This window comes from Frigidibacter sp. MR17.14 (genome assembly GCF_037095735.1).
In the GTDB taxonomy this organism is placed as follows: Bacteria; Pseudomonadota; Alphaproteobacteria; order Rhodobacterales; family Rhodobacteraceae; genus Frigidibacter.
This window is the reverse complement of record NZ_JBAWKD010000005.1, coordinates 230,438-244,395: the sequence shown is the minus strand read 5'-3', so window position 1 is coordinate 244,395 and position 13,958 is coordinate 230,438. Positions and strand designations below refer to the sequence as shown.

Here is a 13,958-nt window from a genome sequence, read left to right as displayed (position 1 = left end):
AAATCCCCGATGACAGTCTTCGCTGGACGCAGGGGGCGCGGGGAGGCGCCGTCCGCGACATGGGAGGACGCCAGAATGACCAGACTGACCCGACGCGGCTTCGCCGCGCTTGGCACGGCCGCGCTTGCCGTGCCCGCCCTGTCGCTGTCGGCGCGCCGCGCCACGGCCGCGGGCCCAACGAAGATCCGCTTCTCGGCCGTGTTCTCGGACCAGGACATCCGGGCCGAGATGATGAAGAAGTTCGTGGAGGGTGCCGGTGACGCCATCGCCTACGAGGGCTTCTATGGCGGCACGCTGTTCAAGCAGGGGACCGAGCTGGTCGCCTTGCAGCGCGGCAACCTCGAGATGTCGAACATCGCCCCTCAGGACGTGTCGAACCAGGTTCCGGCCTGGTCGCTGCTGACCTCGGGCTACCTGTTCCGCGACGCCGACCACCTGCGGGTGTTCTTCGCCTCGGACGCGGGGTCCGAGATGAAGGCGCTGGCCGAAGAGCAGCTGGGGATCAAGATCCTTGGCCCGACCTTCTACGGCACGCGGCAGGTGGGCCTGCGCGGCGACAAGGTGATCTCGACACCCGCCGACCTGGCCGGGGTCAAGCTGCGGATGCCGGGCGGCGAGGCCTGGCAGTTCCTTGGACAGGCGCTTGGCGCGAACCCGACGCCGATGGCCTATGCAGAGGTCTATACCGGCCTGCAGACCGGCGCGATCGACGGGCAGGACAACCCGCTGCCGAACGTGCAGAACATGAAGTTCTACGAGGTGATGGACCAGATCGTGATGACCTCGCATCTGGTGGCGTTCGACCTCTTGACCATGTCGGGCAAGGTCTGGGCCAGCTTCGACGACGCCACCAAGGCGAAGCTGCAGGAGGCGGCGGATGCCGCGATCGCCTGGTCCACCGAACAGCATGTCGCGCGCGAGGGCGAACTGGCGAAGAAATTCGCCGAGGGCGGGCTCAAGGTCTACGAACCCGATGTCGCGGCCTTCCGAAGCCACGTGCAGAAGGCCTATGCCGAAAGCCCGCAGGCCAAGGACTGGCCCGAAGGCATGGCCGCGCGCATCGCCGCGCTCTGACCTGCGCAGCCCGGCGCAACGCCCGCGCGCCGGGCCCCCACAGACCCTCGAAGGACTGCCATGACCCTCCAGCGCATTCTCGGCTGGCTGGGGCGGCGCGCCGAAAACCTCGTCGCGTTCATGCTCCTTGCCATGTTTCTCGTCTTCCTGCTGCAGATCGTCTCGCGCTACCTGCTGAACCTGCCGATCGGCTGGACGCAGGAGGCCTCGGTCCTGCTGTGGATCTGGCTGGTGCTGTTCGGCGCCGCCTTCGTCACCCGCGACCGCGAGGAGATGCGCTTCGACCTGATCTACGGCTCTGCCCCGCCCCGCGCGCGGCGGATCATGGCCCTGATCACCGCGGTGGCGCTGATCGCACTGTTCGCGCTGTCGCTGCCCGCGACCTGGGACTACGTCACCTTCATGAAGGTGGAGCGCACCGCCTATCTGCACATCCGCTTCAACTGGACCTACGCGATTTATGTCGTCTTCGTGGTGGCGATGATCCTGCGCCAGCTCTGGATCGGGATCCGCGCTCTGCGAGGCGAGGGTCCCAAGGCCTATGACCCCACCGAGGCGAGTTCCGGCGTATGACCCTTACCGACCCCTTCGCGCTGTCGATCGTGGCGATCACCGCGCTGGCCTTCCTCGGCCTGCCGATCGGTCTGTCGATGATCTGCGGCTCCGTTTTGTACCTGTGGATGGCCGGGCTCGACATGGGCACCGCGGCCGAGCAGTTCCTGAACGGGATGTATTCGAACTACATCATCCTCGCGGTGCCGCTGTTCATCTTCGCGGCCGAGATCATGAACTCGGGCTCGATGACCGAGCGCCTCTTGCGGTTCTGCAACGTGCTCGTCGGGCATTTCCGCGGCGGGCTTGCGCAGATCAACGTCGTGCAGTCGCTGATCTTCGCCGGCATGTCCGGCTCGGCCATCGCCGATGCCGCCGGCTCGGGCCGAATGATGCAGGCGATGATGACCGCCGACAACCGCTATCCGCCCAGCTATGCCGCGGCACTGACAGCCGTCACCTCGGTGGTGGGGCCGATCCTGCCACCCTCGATCCCGATGGTGATCTACGCGCTCGTCTCGGATGCCTCGATCGGCTACCTGTTCCTGGGCGGCGTGCTGCCGGGCCTGCTGATGGTCGCCACGCAGATGATCCAGGTCGCCTGGGATGCCCGCCGCCACCGCTTCCCGGTCGAGGAGCGGGTTCCGATGCGCGACATTCCCCGCATCACCTGGCGCGCCTTCCCGACGCTGCTGATGCCCGCGATCCTGCTGGGCTGCATCTATTCGGGCGTGACCACCCCCACCGAGGCCGCGGCGCTGGCCGCCGCCTATGCCGTGCTTGTCTCGGTCGTGATTTATCGCTCGCTGAGCTGGGCCGAGGGCTATGCGGCGCTTCTGACCTCGGCACGGACCTCGATCTCGATCGGGATGATGATCGGCGGGGCGCTGGTCTTCAACTACGTCGTCACCATCGAGAACATCCCCGAGACGCTGCGCACCTCTCTCACCGGCATGGACTTCTCGCCGCTGGGCTTCCTGCTGATGGTCAACATCATCCTGCTGGTGCTGGGCTGCGTGTTGGAAGGGACGGCGATCCTGCTGATCATCGTGCCGGTCTTCATCCCGACGGCGCAGGCGCTGGGGATCGACCTCGTGCATTTCGGCGTGGTCGTGGTGCTGAACATCATGCTGGGGCTGGTGACCCCGCCCTACGGACTTCTGCTGTTCATCATGACCGCGATCTCGGGCGCGCCGCTGCGCGACATCGTTCGCGACTGCCTGCCCTTCCTGGCCTGGATGGTGATCTGCCTTGCGCTGATCACCCTGTTCCCGGGCATCGTGCTGTGGCTGCCGCGCCTTGCGGGCTACGGCGGCTGAAAGAGGTGACCCCATGACCATCTACGTCCTGAACGGCCCGAACCTGAACCGGCTGGGCAAGCGCGAGCCCGAGATCTACGGCCACACCACCCTGGCCGAGGTCGAGGCCTGGTCACGCGACGCCGCGGGCGCAGAACCTGTCGAGTTCCGCCAGACCAATGCCGAGCATCAGCTGATCGACTGGATTCACGAGGCGATCGATGCCGGCGCGAAGGGCATCGTCATCAACCCCGCCGGACTGACCTTCACCTCAGTGTCGGTGATGGACGCGCTGAAGATGTTCCCGGGCCCGGTGATCGAGCTGCACATCTCGAACATCCATCGCCGCGAGGCGATCTACCATCGCTCGCTGGTCTCGCCGGTGGCGACGGCGGTGGTCGCGGGACTGGGCCCCGCGGGCTACCGCCATGCCGTGCGCGCACTGTGCGAGATGGTGGCGGCCTAGACCTGTGACGCCCCCGGAGTCGCCTGCTGCCGCTCCATCTCCAGCGCGGCGCGCATCCCCGCCGCCAGCATTGTTCCGAGGATGTCGGTCAGCAGCGCCCGCCACAGCCGGTGGTCCTGCAGGCCGGCCGGCATGAAGCCCGGCAGGTCACAAAGGGCCGCGACGATGGCAGCGGCGGTGGTCTTCCCGACAAGCCGCCCGGCGATCTCTGCCGCCCGGGGGTCGCGGATCTCGTAGGGCGCGCAGTCGTCGGTGCGGCCGGTGACATGACGCATCCACGCGGCCGTCGCGAAGGCGTAGGGCCGCAAGTTGCCGTGGGCACGCGCCGCCTCCAGCGCCGGGGCGAAGATCCGCTGCGGCAGCTTCTCGGTCCCGTCCATCGCGATCTGGAAGGTCTCGTGTGCGATGCCGGGATTGCGGAACCGCTCCCTCAGGTCCTGCGCATAGGCCGTCAGGTCGATCCCCGGCAACTGCGGCAGCGATCCCGCCGCCGCCGCCAGATGGCGCGCAACCAAGGGTGCCAGATCGTCGTCGGCCATCACGTCTCGGACGTAGCGGCAGCCCGCGTGGAAGCCTGCATAGGCCAGCATCGAATGCGTGCCGTTCAGCATGCGCAGCTTCATCTGCTCATAAGGGGCGACGTCGTCGACGAAGATCGCCCCGGCGGCCTCCCAGTCGGGTCGGCCCAGCGGGAAGTGATCCTCGATCACCCATTGACGGAAGCCCTCGGTCTCGATCGCCGCCTCGTCGCGGAAGCCGGTCAGGCGCGCGGCCTCGGCCCGGGTCTCGTCCGTGGCCGCCGGGGTGATCCGGTCGACCATGGTCGAGGGGAAGGCAACCTCGGCCCCGATGCGCTCGGCCAGCGCCGGGTCGAGACGGCGGGCGAAATCGATGACCGCGCCACGCAGCAACGCGCCGTTGTCCGGGAGGTTGTCGCAGCAGAGCACCGTGAAAAGCGGAACGCCCGCCGCGAAGCGCAGCGACAGCGCCCGCACCAGCAGGCCCAACACCCCCGCCGGAGCCTCGGGCGCCTTCAGGTCCGCCTTCACCGCCGGATGCGAGGGATCGCACCCCTGCGCCGCCCGGTCGAGGCCGTAGGCCTTTTCGGTCACCGTCAGGCTGACGATCCGGCAGGCCGGGTCGGTCAGCGCCGCCATCACTTCCCCGGGCGCCTCCGGCAGCGCCAGCACCCGGCTCACGGCCGCGATCACATGCGCCTCGGTCCGGGCCGCGCTGCGTTCGATCAGGGTGTAGCGCCCGTCCTGCGGCGTGATCTGCGCCGCAGGTTCGACGGATCGCAGCGAGACGCCGGTGATCCGCCAGTCGCCGCCGGATCGCGCCAGCGCCGCCTCGGTGTAGGCGGCCTGGTGCGCCTTGTGGAACGCGCCGAAGCCGATGTGCACGATTCCCGTGCCGTGGGCGGCGGGATCATAGGCGGGGCCGATCCCTTCAGGCAGTGCGGCGGCGGCGGTCAGGCGCGGCAGTTCCATCGCTCAGGCCCCCGTGACCAGCGGATGGTCGAGCGCGGTCATGATCCCGCGCAGTTCGGCCAGACCCTTCAGCCGGCCGATCGCGGGATAGCCCGGCTGCGCGCGGCGCGTCAGGTCGTCGAGGATGTCCTGCCCGTGGTCGGGACGCATCGGGATCGACCAGTCGGCACGGCCCGCAGCGCGGCGCTTGCGCTCTTCGCCAAGGATCGCCGCGATCATCGCCACCATGTCGGTCTGGCCCGCCAGATGCTCGTCCTCGAAGAACGAGCCGCGGATCTGGGAGGGATCATCGAGCGAGACATTGCGCAGGTGCAAAAAATGCACCCGGTCGCCCATCCGGGTCATCATCCCCGGCAGGTCGTTGTCGGCACGGGCGCCGAGGCTGCCGGTGCAGAGGGTGATACCGTTCGCGTTCAGATCGACCGCCTGCATCACCTTGCCGTAATCGGCCTCGGTCGACATGATCCGCGCCAGGCCCAGCAGCGGGAACGGCGGGTCGTCCGGGTGGCAGCAAAGCCGCAGGCCCAGGTCTTCGGCCAGCGGGGCCACCTCGGACAGGAAGTCGATCAGGTTGTCGCGAAGGCGATCCTCGCGGATCGCGTCGTATTGCGCGAGATGCGCGCGCACATCCTCGAGCGTGAAGGACTCGGCCGCGCCCGGCAGGCCGAAGACGACGTTTCCGGCCAATTGGGCGCGGTCTTCATCGCTCATCTTCGCGAAGCGTTCCGCGGCCTCGGCCACCACCGCCTCGGGGAAGTCCTCGGCCGCGCCGGGGCGCGCCAAGACATGGATGTCGAAGGCCGCGAAGTCGATAAAGTCGAAGCGCATGCAGGTCGCGCCGGTCGGGCGCCGCCAGGCAAGGTCGGTGCGCGTCCAGTCCAGGACCGGCATGAAGTTGTAGCAGATCACCTCGATCCCCGCCTGCGACAGGTGCCGCATCGAGGTCTTCCAGTTTTCGACATGGCCGCGCCAGTCGCCCTGCTGCTTCTTGATATCCTCAGAGACCGGCAGGCTTTCGACCACTTCCCAGGCAAGGCCCGAGGGTGCGCCGTCGCGCATCGTGGCGATCTGGCGCTGGCGCGTCGCGATCTCTTCCGGCGTCCAGACCGCGCCGGTGGCCACGTGATGCAGCGCAGAGACGACGCCCTCGACGCCCGCCTGGCACATGTCGTCGATGCCGACGAGATCCTTCGGCCCGAACCACCGCCACGTCTGTCTCATGCTGTCCTCCCGCATTCCTGGCCTGACGCCTGTCCGCCACGACGTGGCCAGACGCCGCGGCATGACAATCCTCTATCATCCCGACTCGTGGTTGACTAGTATGGAAGTATGGAGCTATGGTCCGGGCCGGGAGGACGAGACGCGATGCACAGCAGCCTTGATCGGGAATCGGTGAATGCCGCCGCGGCCGTCGGACCGCAGCTGCAGCGCATCCTGCGCGAACGGATCATCCGCAACCGGCTGCGCCCCGGCGAGCGCATCTCGGAAGCCGAGATCGCGCTGCAGTTCGGCGTCAGCCGACAGCCGGTGCGCGAGGCCTTCATCAAGCTGGCCGAGGAAGGCCTGCTGGAGGTGCGGCCCCAACGCGGCACCTTCGTGCGCAAGATCTCTGTCGCCGCGGTGATGGACAGCCGCTTCGTGCGCGAGGCCATCGAGGCCGACATCGTCAAGCTTCTGGCCGAGGCGCCCGACGCCGCCCTGGTCCGCGAGCTTGACCGCCAGCTGGCCGCGCAGCGCGCGCTGGTCGATGTCGATCCGCAGAGCTTCCGCCCGCTCGACGACGAATTCCACCGCACCCTCGCCGAGGGCGCGGGCAAGACCCACGCCTGGAGCGTGATCGACGGCATGAAGACCCAGATGGACCGGGTCCGCCAGCTGTCGACCGAACGCTTCCCGACCGACAAGCTGATCGACCACCACACCCGCGTCGTGCGCGCCATCGAGGCCGGCGATCCCGCGGCTGCCGAAGCCGCGATGCGGCTGCACCTGCGCGAGATCCTGAACGACCTGCCGGTGGTGCAATCCAGCCTGCCGGAGCTTTTCGACTGATCCGGACCCCGGACACGCGATACCGACGACCCAAGGGAGGAACCATGACCGTCGCCACCAAGACAACCCGCCTTCTCGCCGCCGCGCTCGCCGCCTGCACGCTGCTGGGCGGCGCCGCCTCGGCGCAGGAAATCACGCTGAAGCTCGGCCACCTCGCGAACGAACAGAACATCTGGCACAAGGCCTCGGTGAAGTTCGGCGAAGAACTGTCGGCCCTGACCGACGGTCGCATCAAGGTCGAGGTCTACCCGAACGAGACGCTCGGCAAGGAAGTCGACCTGATCAACGGGATGCAGCTCGGCACCGCCGACATGACCATCACCGGCGAGTCGCTGCAGAACTGGGCGCCGATGGCCGCGCTGCTGGCGCTGCCCTATGCCTATACCTCGCTCGAGCAGATGGACGAGGTTGCCAGCGGCGAGATCGGCAAGGAAATCGAGGCCCAGATCATCGACAAGGCCGGCGTCCGCCCGATCGCCTACTTTGCCCGCGGCCCGCGCGAACTGACCTCGAACCGGCCGATCACCAAGCCCGAGGACCTGAACGGCCTGAAGATGCGCGTACCGAACGTGCCGCTGTTCCTGAACGTCTGGCAGGCGCTTGGCGCGCAGCCGACGCCGATGGCCTTCTCCGAGGTGTTCACCTCGCTGCAGAACGGCACGATCGAGGCGCAGGAAAACCCGCTGGCACTGATCCAGTCGGCAAACTTCAACGAGGTTCAGAAGAACATCAACATGACCGACCACGTCCGGTCCTGGATCTATCTGACGATCTCGGAACTGACCTGGGAGAAGCTGTCGGAAGACGACCAGAAGGCGGTGATGGAAGCCGCCAAGCGCGCCCAGGAGTATGAGCGCGGCCTGTTCGCCGACAACGAGACCGCGATCCGCAAGGATCTGGAAGCCAAGGGCGTGACCTTCACCGAGGTCGACCAGGCCGCCTTCGCCGCCAAGGCCAAGGACGCGGTCCTGTCCGGCGTCAGCGAAGAGATCCGCCCGACGGTCGAGAAGATCTTCGCGATGCAGAAGTGAGCCGCGATCGGGGGGCGGCCAACGCCCCCCGGTCCGCACGGCCCCGGGGGCGGGTTCCTCCCGCCCGCCCCTCTCCCCGCCTGACGTCCCCCTGAACTCCGGCGCCTGACACCCGGGCCCGAACCGGCCCGTCCGGAACCTGCCCGTCCAGCACCCGAAGGACCCACCCATGCTAGCCGTCATCCGAGCTGCCGAGGGCGTGATGCGCGCCCTGACCGGCCTGTCATTCGCCGTGATCATCATCGCCGTCATGATGCAGCTTCTCGGTCGCGCCGGCTGGATCCAGGCCGTGCTCTGGACCGAGGAGATCTCGCGCTTCGCCCTGCTCTACCTTGCCGCCTTCGGGGCGGGCCTGTCGCTGCGCACCGGCGACATGGTCAACGTCGACCTGATCGCCGAGGCTCTGCCCGGCGTCCTGCCTTGGGCGCTGCGCCTGCTGGGCAGCATAGCCACCTTCGGCTGTGCCGCGGCACTTGTCGCGCCCAGCTGGTTCTTCACCTCGATCGGCAAGCGCCAGACCGCGCCAGCCTCGGGGATCCGCATGGACCTGATCCATGCCTCGGTCCTCGTCCTGATGATCGGCCTCGCGCTCTTCGCCGGGCTGCGCATCATCGCCATGCTCCGCGGCACCGAGAACGGCCTGCCCCACAAACCCGAAGAGGAAGTCTGACCATGGATCTCGCCGTCCTTCTGGGCACCTTCATCGGTGGCCTGATCCTTGGGATCCCGGTGGCCATCACGCTGGCGCTGTCCTCGGTCGCCTATGTGCTTTACGCCGGCATGCCGCTGGTCGTGATCCCGCAGAAGATGTTCGCGGGCATGGACAGTTTCGTGCTGCTCTGCATCCCGGGCTTCATCCTTGCCGGCAACCTGATGAACATGGGCGGCATCACCGAGCGGATCGTCCGCCTTGCCCAAGCGATGGTCGGCTGGTGCCGCGGCGGTCTGGGGCTGACCAACGTCGCGGCCTCGATGCTGTTCGGCGGCATATCGGGCACCGCTGTCGCCGACGCGGCCTCGGTCGGCGGCATGATGATCCCGGGCATGAAGAAGGCGGGCTACCCGGCCGACTTCTCGGCGGCGGTCACCGCCGCCTCGTCGACCGTCGGGCCGATCATCCCGCCCTCGGTGCCGATGATCATCGTGGGCTCGCTCTCGGGGATCTCGGTCGGCAAGATGTTCATGGCGGGTGCGATCCCCGGCCTGCTGATGGGCTTCGCGATGATGTTCACCGCCTGGCTGATCGCACGGAAGAAGAACTTCCCGCGCCAGCCCTGGCAGGGCTTCGCCGAGCTGGGCAAATCGTTCCTCGGCGCCTTCTGGTCCGTCGCGATGACCGGGCTGATCATCGGCGGGCTGCTCTCGGGCTTCTCGACGCCCACTGAAACAGCCGTCGTCGCCTCGATCTATGCCTTCGTCATCGGCGTCTTCGTCTACCGCGACCTGCCGCTGCGCGCCGTGCCGAAGATCGTCATCGAAAGCGCGGTCTCGGCCGCGGCGATCCTGGCGCTGGTCGGCTTCGCCAACGTCTTCGGCTGGATCCTGGTGTCGGAACGCATTCCCCAGACCATCGCGGACGGCGTGCTGTCGATCACCGACAACAAGATCCTCGTGATCCTGCTGATCAACCTCGTCCTGCTTTTCGTCGGCATGTTCATGGAGACGATCGCGGCCTTGATCATCCTCTTCGTGCCGCTGCTGACGCTGGCACAGGGCGTGGGCGTCGACCCCCTGCATTTCGCGACCTTCGCGGTGCTGAACCTGATGATCGGCCTGACCACCCCCCCGGTCGGTGTCTGCCTGTTCATCTGCGCCAACATCGCGCGGCTACCGCTCGGGCCGGTGATCCGGGCCATCGCGCCCTTCATCCTGACCAACATCATCGTGCTGTTCATGGTCTCGTATTACGCGCCGCTCGCCACCTGGCTGCCGTCGCTGCTCGACAAGTGAGGACCCCGCCCATGGAAACCCGTATCTGCCGCCTGCACGGCCAGAACGACCTGCGCCTCGAGACCGCGACCTTCGATCCGCCCGGCCCCGGCGAGGTGCTGGTCGCCCCCGGTGCCGGCGGCATCTGCGGATCGGACCTGCACTATCTGCTGGACGGCGGCATCGGCACGATCCGGGTGCGCGAGCCGATCATCCTCGGGCACGAGGCGGCGGGCACCGTGGTCGAGATCGGCGCGGGGGTCGAGGGCCTCGCCCCCGGCGACCGAGTCGCGCTCAATCCCAGCCAGCCCTGCGGCACCTGTCGTTTCTGCACCGCCGGTCAGCCGCGCCACTGCCTGTCAATGCGCTTCAAGGGCTCGGCGATGCTTCTGCCGCACACGCAGGGCATGTTCCGCGACCGCATGGTGATCGCCGCCGAGCAATGCCTGAAGGTGGGCCCGGATGTACCGCTGGCCGCTGCCGCCTGCGCGGAGCCGCTGGCGGTCTGCCTGCACGCCCTGAACCGGGCCGAGGCCGTCGCCGGGCCACTGACCGGCAAGCGGGTGCTGGTGACCGGCGCCGGCCCGATCGGCGCGCTTTGCGTGGCGCTGGCCCACTGGCGCGGCGCGGCAGAGATCGTCGTCACCGATCTGCAGGACCGCACGCTCGAGATAGCCGCGGCGATGGGGGCCACCCGGACCGTCAACGTCGCGCACGACGGCGCGGTCATGGCAGAGTACGAGGCAGAGAAGGGCCAGTTCGACCTGGTCTTCGAATGCTCGGCCGCCGCGCCCGCGATCCGCACCGCGCTGGCCTGCCTTCGCCCCACCGGGACATTGGCGCAGGTCGGCGTCGCGGGCGAGCTGGCGATCCCGCTGAACGTGCTGGTCGGCAAGGAAATTAACTTCATCGGCAGCCAGCGCTTCGACATCGAGTTCGCACAGGCCGTCGCGCTGATCGCCTCTGGCACAATCCCGGTCGAGCGCATCGTCACCGCCTCGTTCCCCGTGGAAGAGGCGGCCGACGCCTTCAGAGTCGCCAACGACCGCACCCGCTCGGTCAAGGTGCAGCTGACCTTCGCCGGCGCCTGAGGCCGCGGTCGCCCTGCTCGCGGGCCTAGCGGGCGAGGGCGAAAAGACCGTCGAGGTCGAGATGCGCGGCAAGATGGGCGGCAAGCCCGTCGAGCGCGCTCTCGACCATCGGCCCCCAGGCCATGCCCGACCCCGTTGCGCCGAGCCCGGCAAGAAACGCCCGCCGGAAGGCGTCCTCGGCGAAGAGGCCGTGCAGGTAGCTGCCCATGACCAGCCCATCCGCGCTGAGCGCGCCCTCGGGTCGGCTCTCGACATGGGCGAAGGGGCGCGCGCGGTCCGCGCCCTCGGTCCGCCCGATGTGGATCTCGTATCCCTCGACCGCGCGACCGCTGGCGGCATGCACCGCGCGGGTCCGCGTCAGCCGCTTGTCGGGCGTCATCACCGTCGTGACGTCGAGCAGCCCGAGCCCCGGGTCCGCGCCAGCCGGCCCCTCGATCCCCTGCGGATCGGCGATCGATCTACCCAGCATCTGATAGCCCCCGCAGATCCCCAGCACCCGGCCGCCGCGACGGTGATGCGCGATCAGGTCGATGTCCCAGCCCTGCGCCCGCAGGAAGGCAAGATCGCCCCGGGTCGATTTCGACCCCGGCAGGATCACCAGCGCGGCATCGCCCGGGATCGGCTCTCCGGGGCGGACCATCACCAGATCGACGGCCGGCTCTGCCGCGAGCGGATCGAGGTCGTCGAAATTCGCGATGCGGCTCAGTGCGAGGCAGGCGATCTTCACGCCCCCCGCGCGCCGCACCCCGCGCAGGTCGAGCGCATCCTCGGCCGGCAGCGCCGTGGCGCCCGGATAGAACGGCAGGACCCCAAAACCACGCCAGCCGGTGCGCACCTCGATCATGCGGTAGCCATCGTCGAACAGCGTCGGGTCGCCGCGGAACTTGTTGATAAGGAAGCCAGCCACCAACGCGTCATCCGCGGGGTCGAGCACGGCCTTGGTGCCGACGAGCTGCGCGATCACCCCGCCGCGGTCGATGTCGCCCGCGATCACCACCGGCACCCCGGCCGCGCGGGCGAAGCCCATGTTGGCGATGTCGCCGGCGCGCAGGTTGACCTCGGCCGGGCTGCCCGCCCCCTCGACGATCACCAGATCATGCGCGGCCTTCAGCCGACCGAAGCTTTCCAGAACGGGCGCCATCAGCCTGGGCTTCATCGCGGCATAATCACGCGCCTTTAGGGTGGCGACCCTGCGGCCCTGCACGACGACCTGGGCACCGACATCGGTTTCGGGCTTCAGCAGCACCGGGTTCATGTCCGTCACCGGCTCCAATCCCGCAGCGCGGGCCTGCAGGGCCTGCGCCCGGCCGATCTCGCCGCCATCGACGGTGACCGCCGCGTTGTTCGACATGTTCTGGGGCTTGAACGGCGCGACGCTCAGCCCGCGCGCCCGCGCCGCCCGGCAAAGGCCCGCCACGATCAGCGACTTGCCGACGTTGGAACCTGCCCCCTGGATCATCAGCGCCCGCGTCATGCCCTGCCTCCGCCTGTCTCGGGCCTGTGATAGCGCAGGGCCCGGACGGCAGGAAGGGCGAGGCCGGGGAGACCGGCGGGATCAGTAGATGTAACGGATCTGGTCGGACCAGAACCGCTCGATCCGGCGCAGGCCCGAATTCAGATGTTCGAACCCGTCGAGCGACAGGGTATGGCGTTCCTCGATGGTGCCGGCCTGCCGCGCGAAGAGATCGGCGACCATCGCCCGCACCTCTCGCCCGCGCGGCGTCAGCTTCACCCGGACCGAGCGGCGGTCGATCGTGCAGCGCTCGTGATGCATGTAGCCGGCCTCGACCAGCTTCTTCAGGTTGTAGCTGACGTTCGAGCCCTGGTAATAGCCCCGGCTGCGCAGCTCGCCCGCCGTCACCTCGTTCTCGCCGATGTTGAACAGCAGCAGCGCCTGGACCGAATTGATTTCCAGCACCCCGAGGCGCTCGAATTCATCCTTGATGACGTCGAGCAGCAATCGGTGTAGTCGTTCAACCAGCGACAGCGTGTCGAGATAGCTGAGCATGTAGCCGGATCGGCTGCCATCCTTGAGCGGCGCGTGAACGGTCATCCTGTGCCCCCGGGTGTTGCGTTCCCGGGGATCGTGAGGATGAAATCCGAATTTTGTCTTAATCGGAGCGCTTCGAATGCACAGCACGCAGCGCCCGATGCCCGGGCGCGCTCAGCCGGCCGGGCGCAGGCGGGCGCGGGCGAAGGCCGCGATCTCGTCCAGCAGCGGCGCGATCGCCTCGGGCGCGGCCTCGGCCGAGGTGACCCAGCGGTAAAGATCCTGGTCGTTCTCTTCCAGCAGGATCTCGTAGACCGCGATCCGCGGCTCGGTCAGCGCGGCCAGATGCGCATCCGCCCAGGGCCCAAGGATCATGTCCATCTCCTTGGTGCCGCGCCGCCAGCTGCGCATCTTCAGCCGCTTCAGCCGGGCTTCCGCCGTCTCGGTCATCACTTCTCCTCCGCCAGCGCCGCCAGCTGTGCCTCGAGCCGTCCGAGCCGCGCGGCCAGCNGCCGCCAGCTGCGCATCTTCAGCCGCTTCAGCCGGGCTTCCGCCGTCTCGGTCATCACTTCTCCTCCGCCAGCGCCGCCAGCTGTGCCTCGAGCCGTCCGAGCCGCGCGGCCAGCCCCGTCAGTTCCGCCTTCACCCCGCGCACCTCGTCCAGCAGCGGCCGGAAGCCCGGGCGCCGCGCGCCCTCGCCCGGGGCCGCGGGGCCGTCGCCGGCCCCGGTCAGCAACCAGGGAATCGACACGCCGGTCACCCCCGACAGCATCTGCAGCTTGTTGCCGCGCGGTTCGGCCATGTCCTCTTCCCAGGCGACCAGCGTGTCAAGCCGCACGCCCAGCCGGGCCGAAAGCTCGTCCCGCGACAGGCCTGCCGCCTCGCGCGCGCCGGTCACCCGGTCGCCGAAGGTTGCGGTCTCGGGGCCGTACCAGTCATCGGACAGGTCTGTGGTCATCTCTTCCTGGACCTCGTCGGGCATCGGGCA

15 protein-coding genes are annotated in these 13,958 nt (G+C 68.4%); 9 read left to right on the top strand and 6 right to left on the bottom strand.

The genetic code is table 11. From position 1 onward, the window contains the following. Positions 1 to 75: 75 nt before the first annotated feature. Genes dctP through V8J36_RS15280 form a run of 4 tightly spaced genes read left to right on the top strand, consistent with a single transcriptional unit; the run spans position 76 to position 3,390 of the window. Positions 76 to 1,074, top strand: a complete 999-nt coding sequence (gene dctP, locus V8J36_RS15295; RefSeq protein ID WP_336468182.1) for a TRAP transporter substrate-binding protein DctP — start codon at positions 76 to 78, stop codon at positions 1,072 to 1,074. 60 nt (positions 1,075 to 1,134) lie between these two features. Continuing rightward, positions 1,135 to 1,647: a TRAP transporter small permease gene (locus V8J36_RS15290; protein WP_336468181.1), complete on the top strand. Its 513-nt coding sequence runs from the start codon at positions 1,135 to 1,137 to the stop codon at positions 1,645 to 1,647. Continuing rightward, a complete protein-coding gene (locus V8J36_RS15285; protein WP_336468180.1) occupies positions 1,644 to 2,945 on the top strand; it encodes a TRAP transporter large permease in 1,302 nt (433 codons plus the stop codon). Before V8J36_RS15290 ends, V8J36_RS15285 begins: the two co-directional genes overlap by 4 nt. Positions 2,946 to 2,958: 13 nt before the next feature. After that, positions 2,959 to 3,390, top strand: coding sequence for a type II 3-dehydroquinate dehydratase (locus V8J36_RS15280; protein WP_336468179.1), 432 nt, complete (start codon positions 2,959 to 2,961; stop codon positions 3,388 to 3,390). On the opposite strand, the gene V8J36_RS15275 is transcribed toward V8J36_RS15280, so the two are convergent. Together V8J36_RS15275 and uxuA are read right to left on the bottom strand one after the other, a co-directional pair. Further along, on the bottom strand, positions 3,387 to 4,880 hold the full coding sequence (locus tag V8J36_RS15275) for a mannitol dehydrogenase family protein (RefSeq protein ID WP_336468178.1): 1,494 nt from the start codon (positions 4,878 to 4,880) through the stop codon (positions 3,387 to 3,389). The two genes, V8J36_RS15280 and V8J36_RS15275, sit on opposite strands and share 4 nt — an antisense overlap. A gap of 3 nt (positions 4,881 to 4,883) precedes the next feature. Then, entirely contained in the window at positions 4,884 to 6,101 is a 1,218-nt protein-coding gene (gene uxuA / locus V8J36_RS15270) for a mannonate dehydratase (protein ID WP_336468177.1), read from the bottom strand. A gap of 144 nt (positions 6,102 to 6,245) precedes the next feature. Between uxuA and V8J36_RS15265 the strand changes: the two genes are divergently transcribed. From V8J36_RS15265 to V8J36_RS15245, 5 genes are all read left to right on the top strand, one after another. After that, the gene (locus tag V8J36_RS15265; protein ID WP_336468176.1) at positions 6,246 to 6,929 is read left to right on the top strand and encodes a GntR family transcriptional regulator; all 684 of its coding nucleotides are present in this window, start codon (positions 6,246 to 6,248) and stop codon (positions 6,927 to 6,929) included. Positions 6,930 to 6,973: 44 nt separating this feature from the next. Beyond that, entirely contained in the window at positions 6,974 to 7,960 is a 987-nt protein-coding gene (locus tag V8J36_RS15260) for a TRAP transporter substrate-binding protein (RefSeq protein ID WP_336468175.1), read from the top strand. A gap of 169 nt (positions 7,961 to 8,129) precedes the next feature. After that, positions 8,130 to 8,630: a TRAP transporter small permease gene (locus V8J36_RS15255; protein WP_336468174.1), complete on the top strand. Its 501-nt coding sequence runs from the start codon at positions 8,130 to 8,132 to the stop codon at positions 8,628 to 8,630. 2 nt (positions 8,631 to 8,632) lie between these two features. Then, positions 8,633 to 9,910 carry a TRAP transporter large permease gene (locus tag V8J36_RS15250; protein ID WP_336468173.1) on the top strand — a complete coding sequence of 426 codons (1,278 nt, stop codon included), beginning with the start codon at positions 8,633 to 8,635 and terminating at the stop codon, positions 9,908 to 9,910. 11 nt (positions 9,911 to 9,921) lie between these two features. After that, positions 9,922 to 10,980 (top strand): L-idonate 5-dehydrogenase, encoded by a 1,059-nt coding sequence (locus V8J36_RS15245; protein WP_336468172.1) that lies wholly within the window; start codon positions 9,922 to 9,924, stop codon positions 10,978 to 10,980. 25 nt (positions 10,981 to 11,005) lie between these two features. Here V8J36_RS15245 and V8J36_RS15240 read toward each other — a convergent pair whose 3' ends face one another. The 4 genes from V8J36_RS15240 to V8J36_RS15225 form a co-directional block, all read right to left on the bottom strand. After that, positions 11,006 to 12,454 carry a cobyric acid synthase gene (locus V8J36_RS15240; RefSeq protein WP_336468171.1) on the bottom strand — a complete coding sequence of 483 codons (1,449 nt, stop codon included), beginning with the start codon at positions 12,452 to 12,454 and terminating at the stop codon, positions 11,006 to 11,008. 81 nt (positions 12,455 to 12,535) lie between these two features. Continuing rightward, positions 12,536 to 13,033: a MarR family winged helix-turn-helix transcriptional regulator gene (locus V8J36_RS15235; RefSeq protein WP_336468170.1), complete on the bottom strand. Its 498-nt coding sequence runs from the start codon at positions 13,031 to 13,033 to the stop codon at positions 12,536 to 12,538. 111 nt (positions 13,034 to 13,144) lie between these two features. After that, positions 13,145 to 13,420: an FAD assembly factor SdhE gene (locus V8J36_RS15230; protein WP_336468169.1), complete on the bottom strand. Its 276-nt coding sequence runs from the start codon at positions 13,418 to 13,420 to the stop codon at positions 13,145 to 13,147. Between the two features lie 115 nt (positions 13,421 to 13,535). Beyond that, positions 13,536 to 13,952, bottom strand: a complete 417-nt coding sequence (locus tag V8J36_RS15225) for a helix-turn-helix domain-containing protein (RefSeq protein WP_336468168.1) — start codon at positions 13,950 to 13,952, stop codon at positions 13,536 to 13,538. Positions 13,953 to 13,958 lie beyond the last annotated feature (6 nt).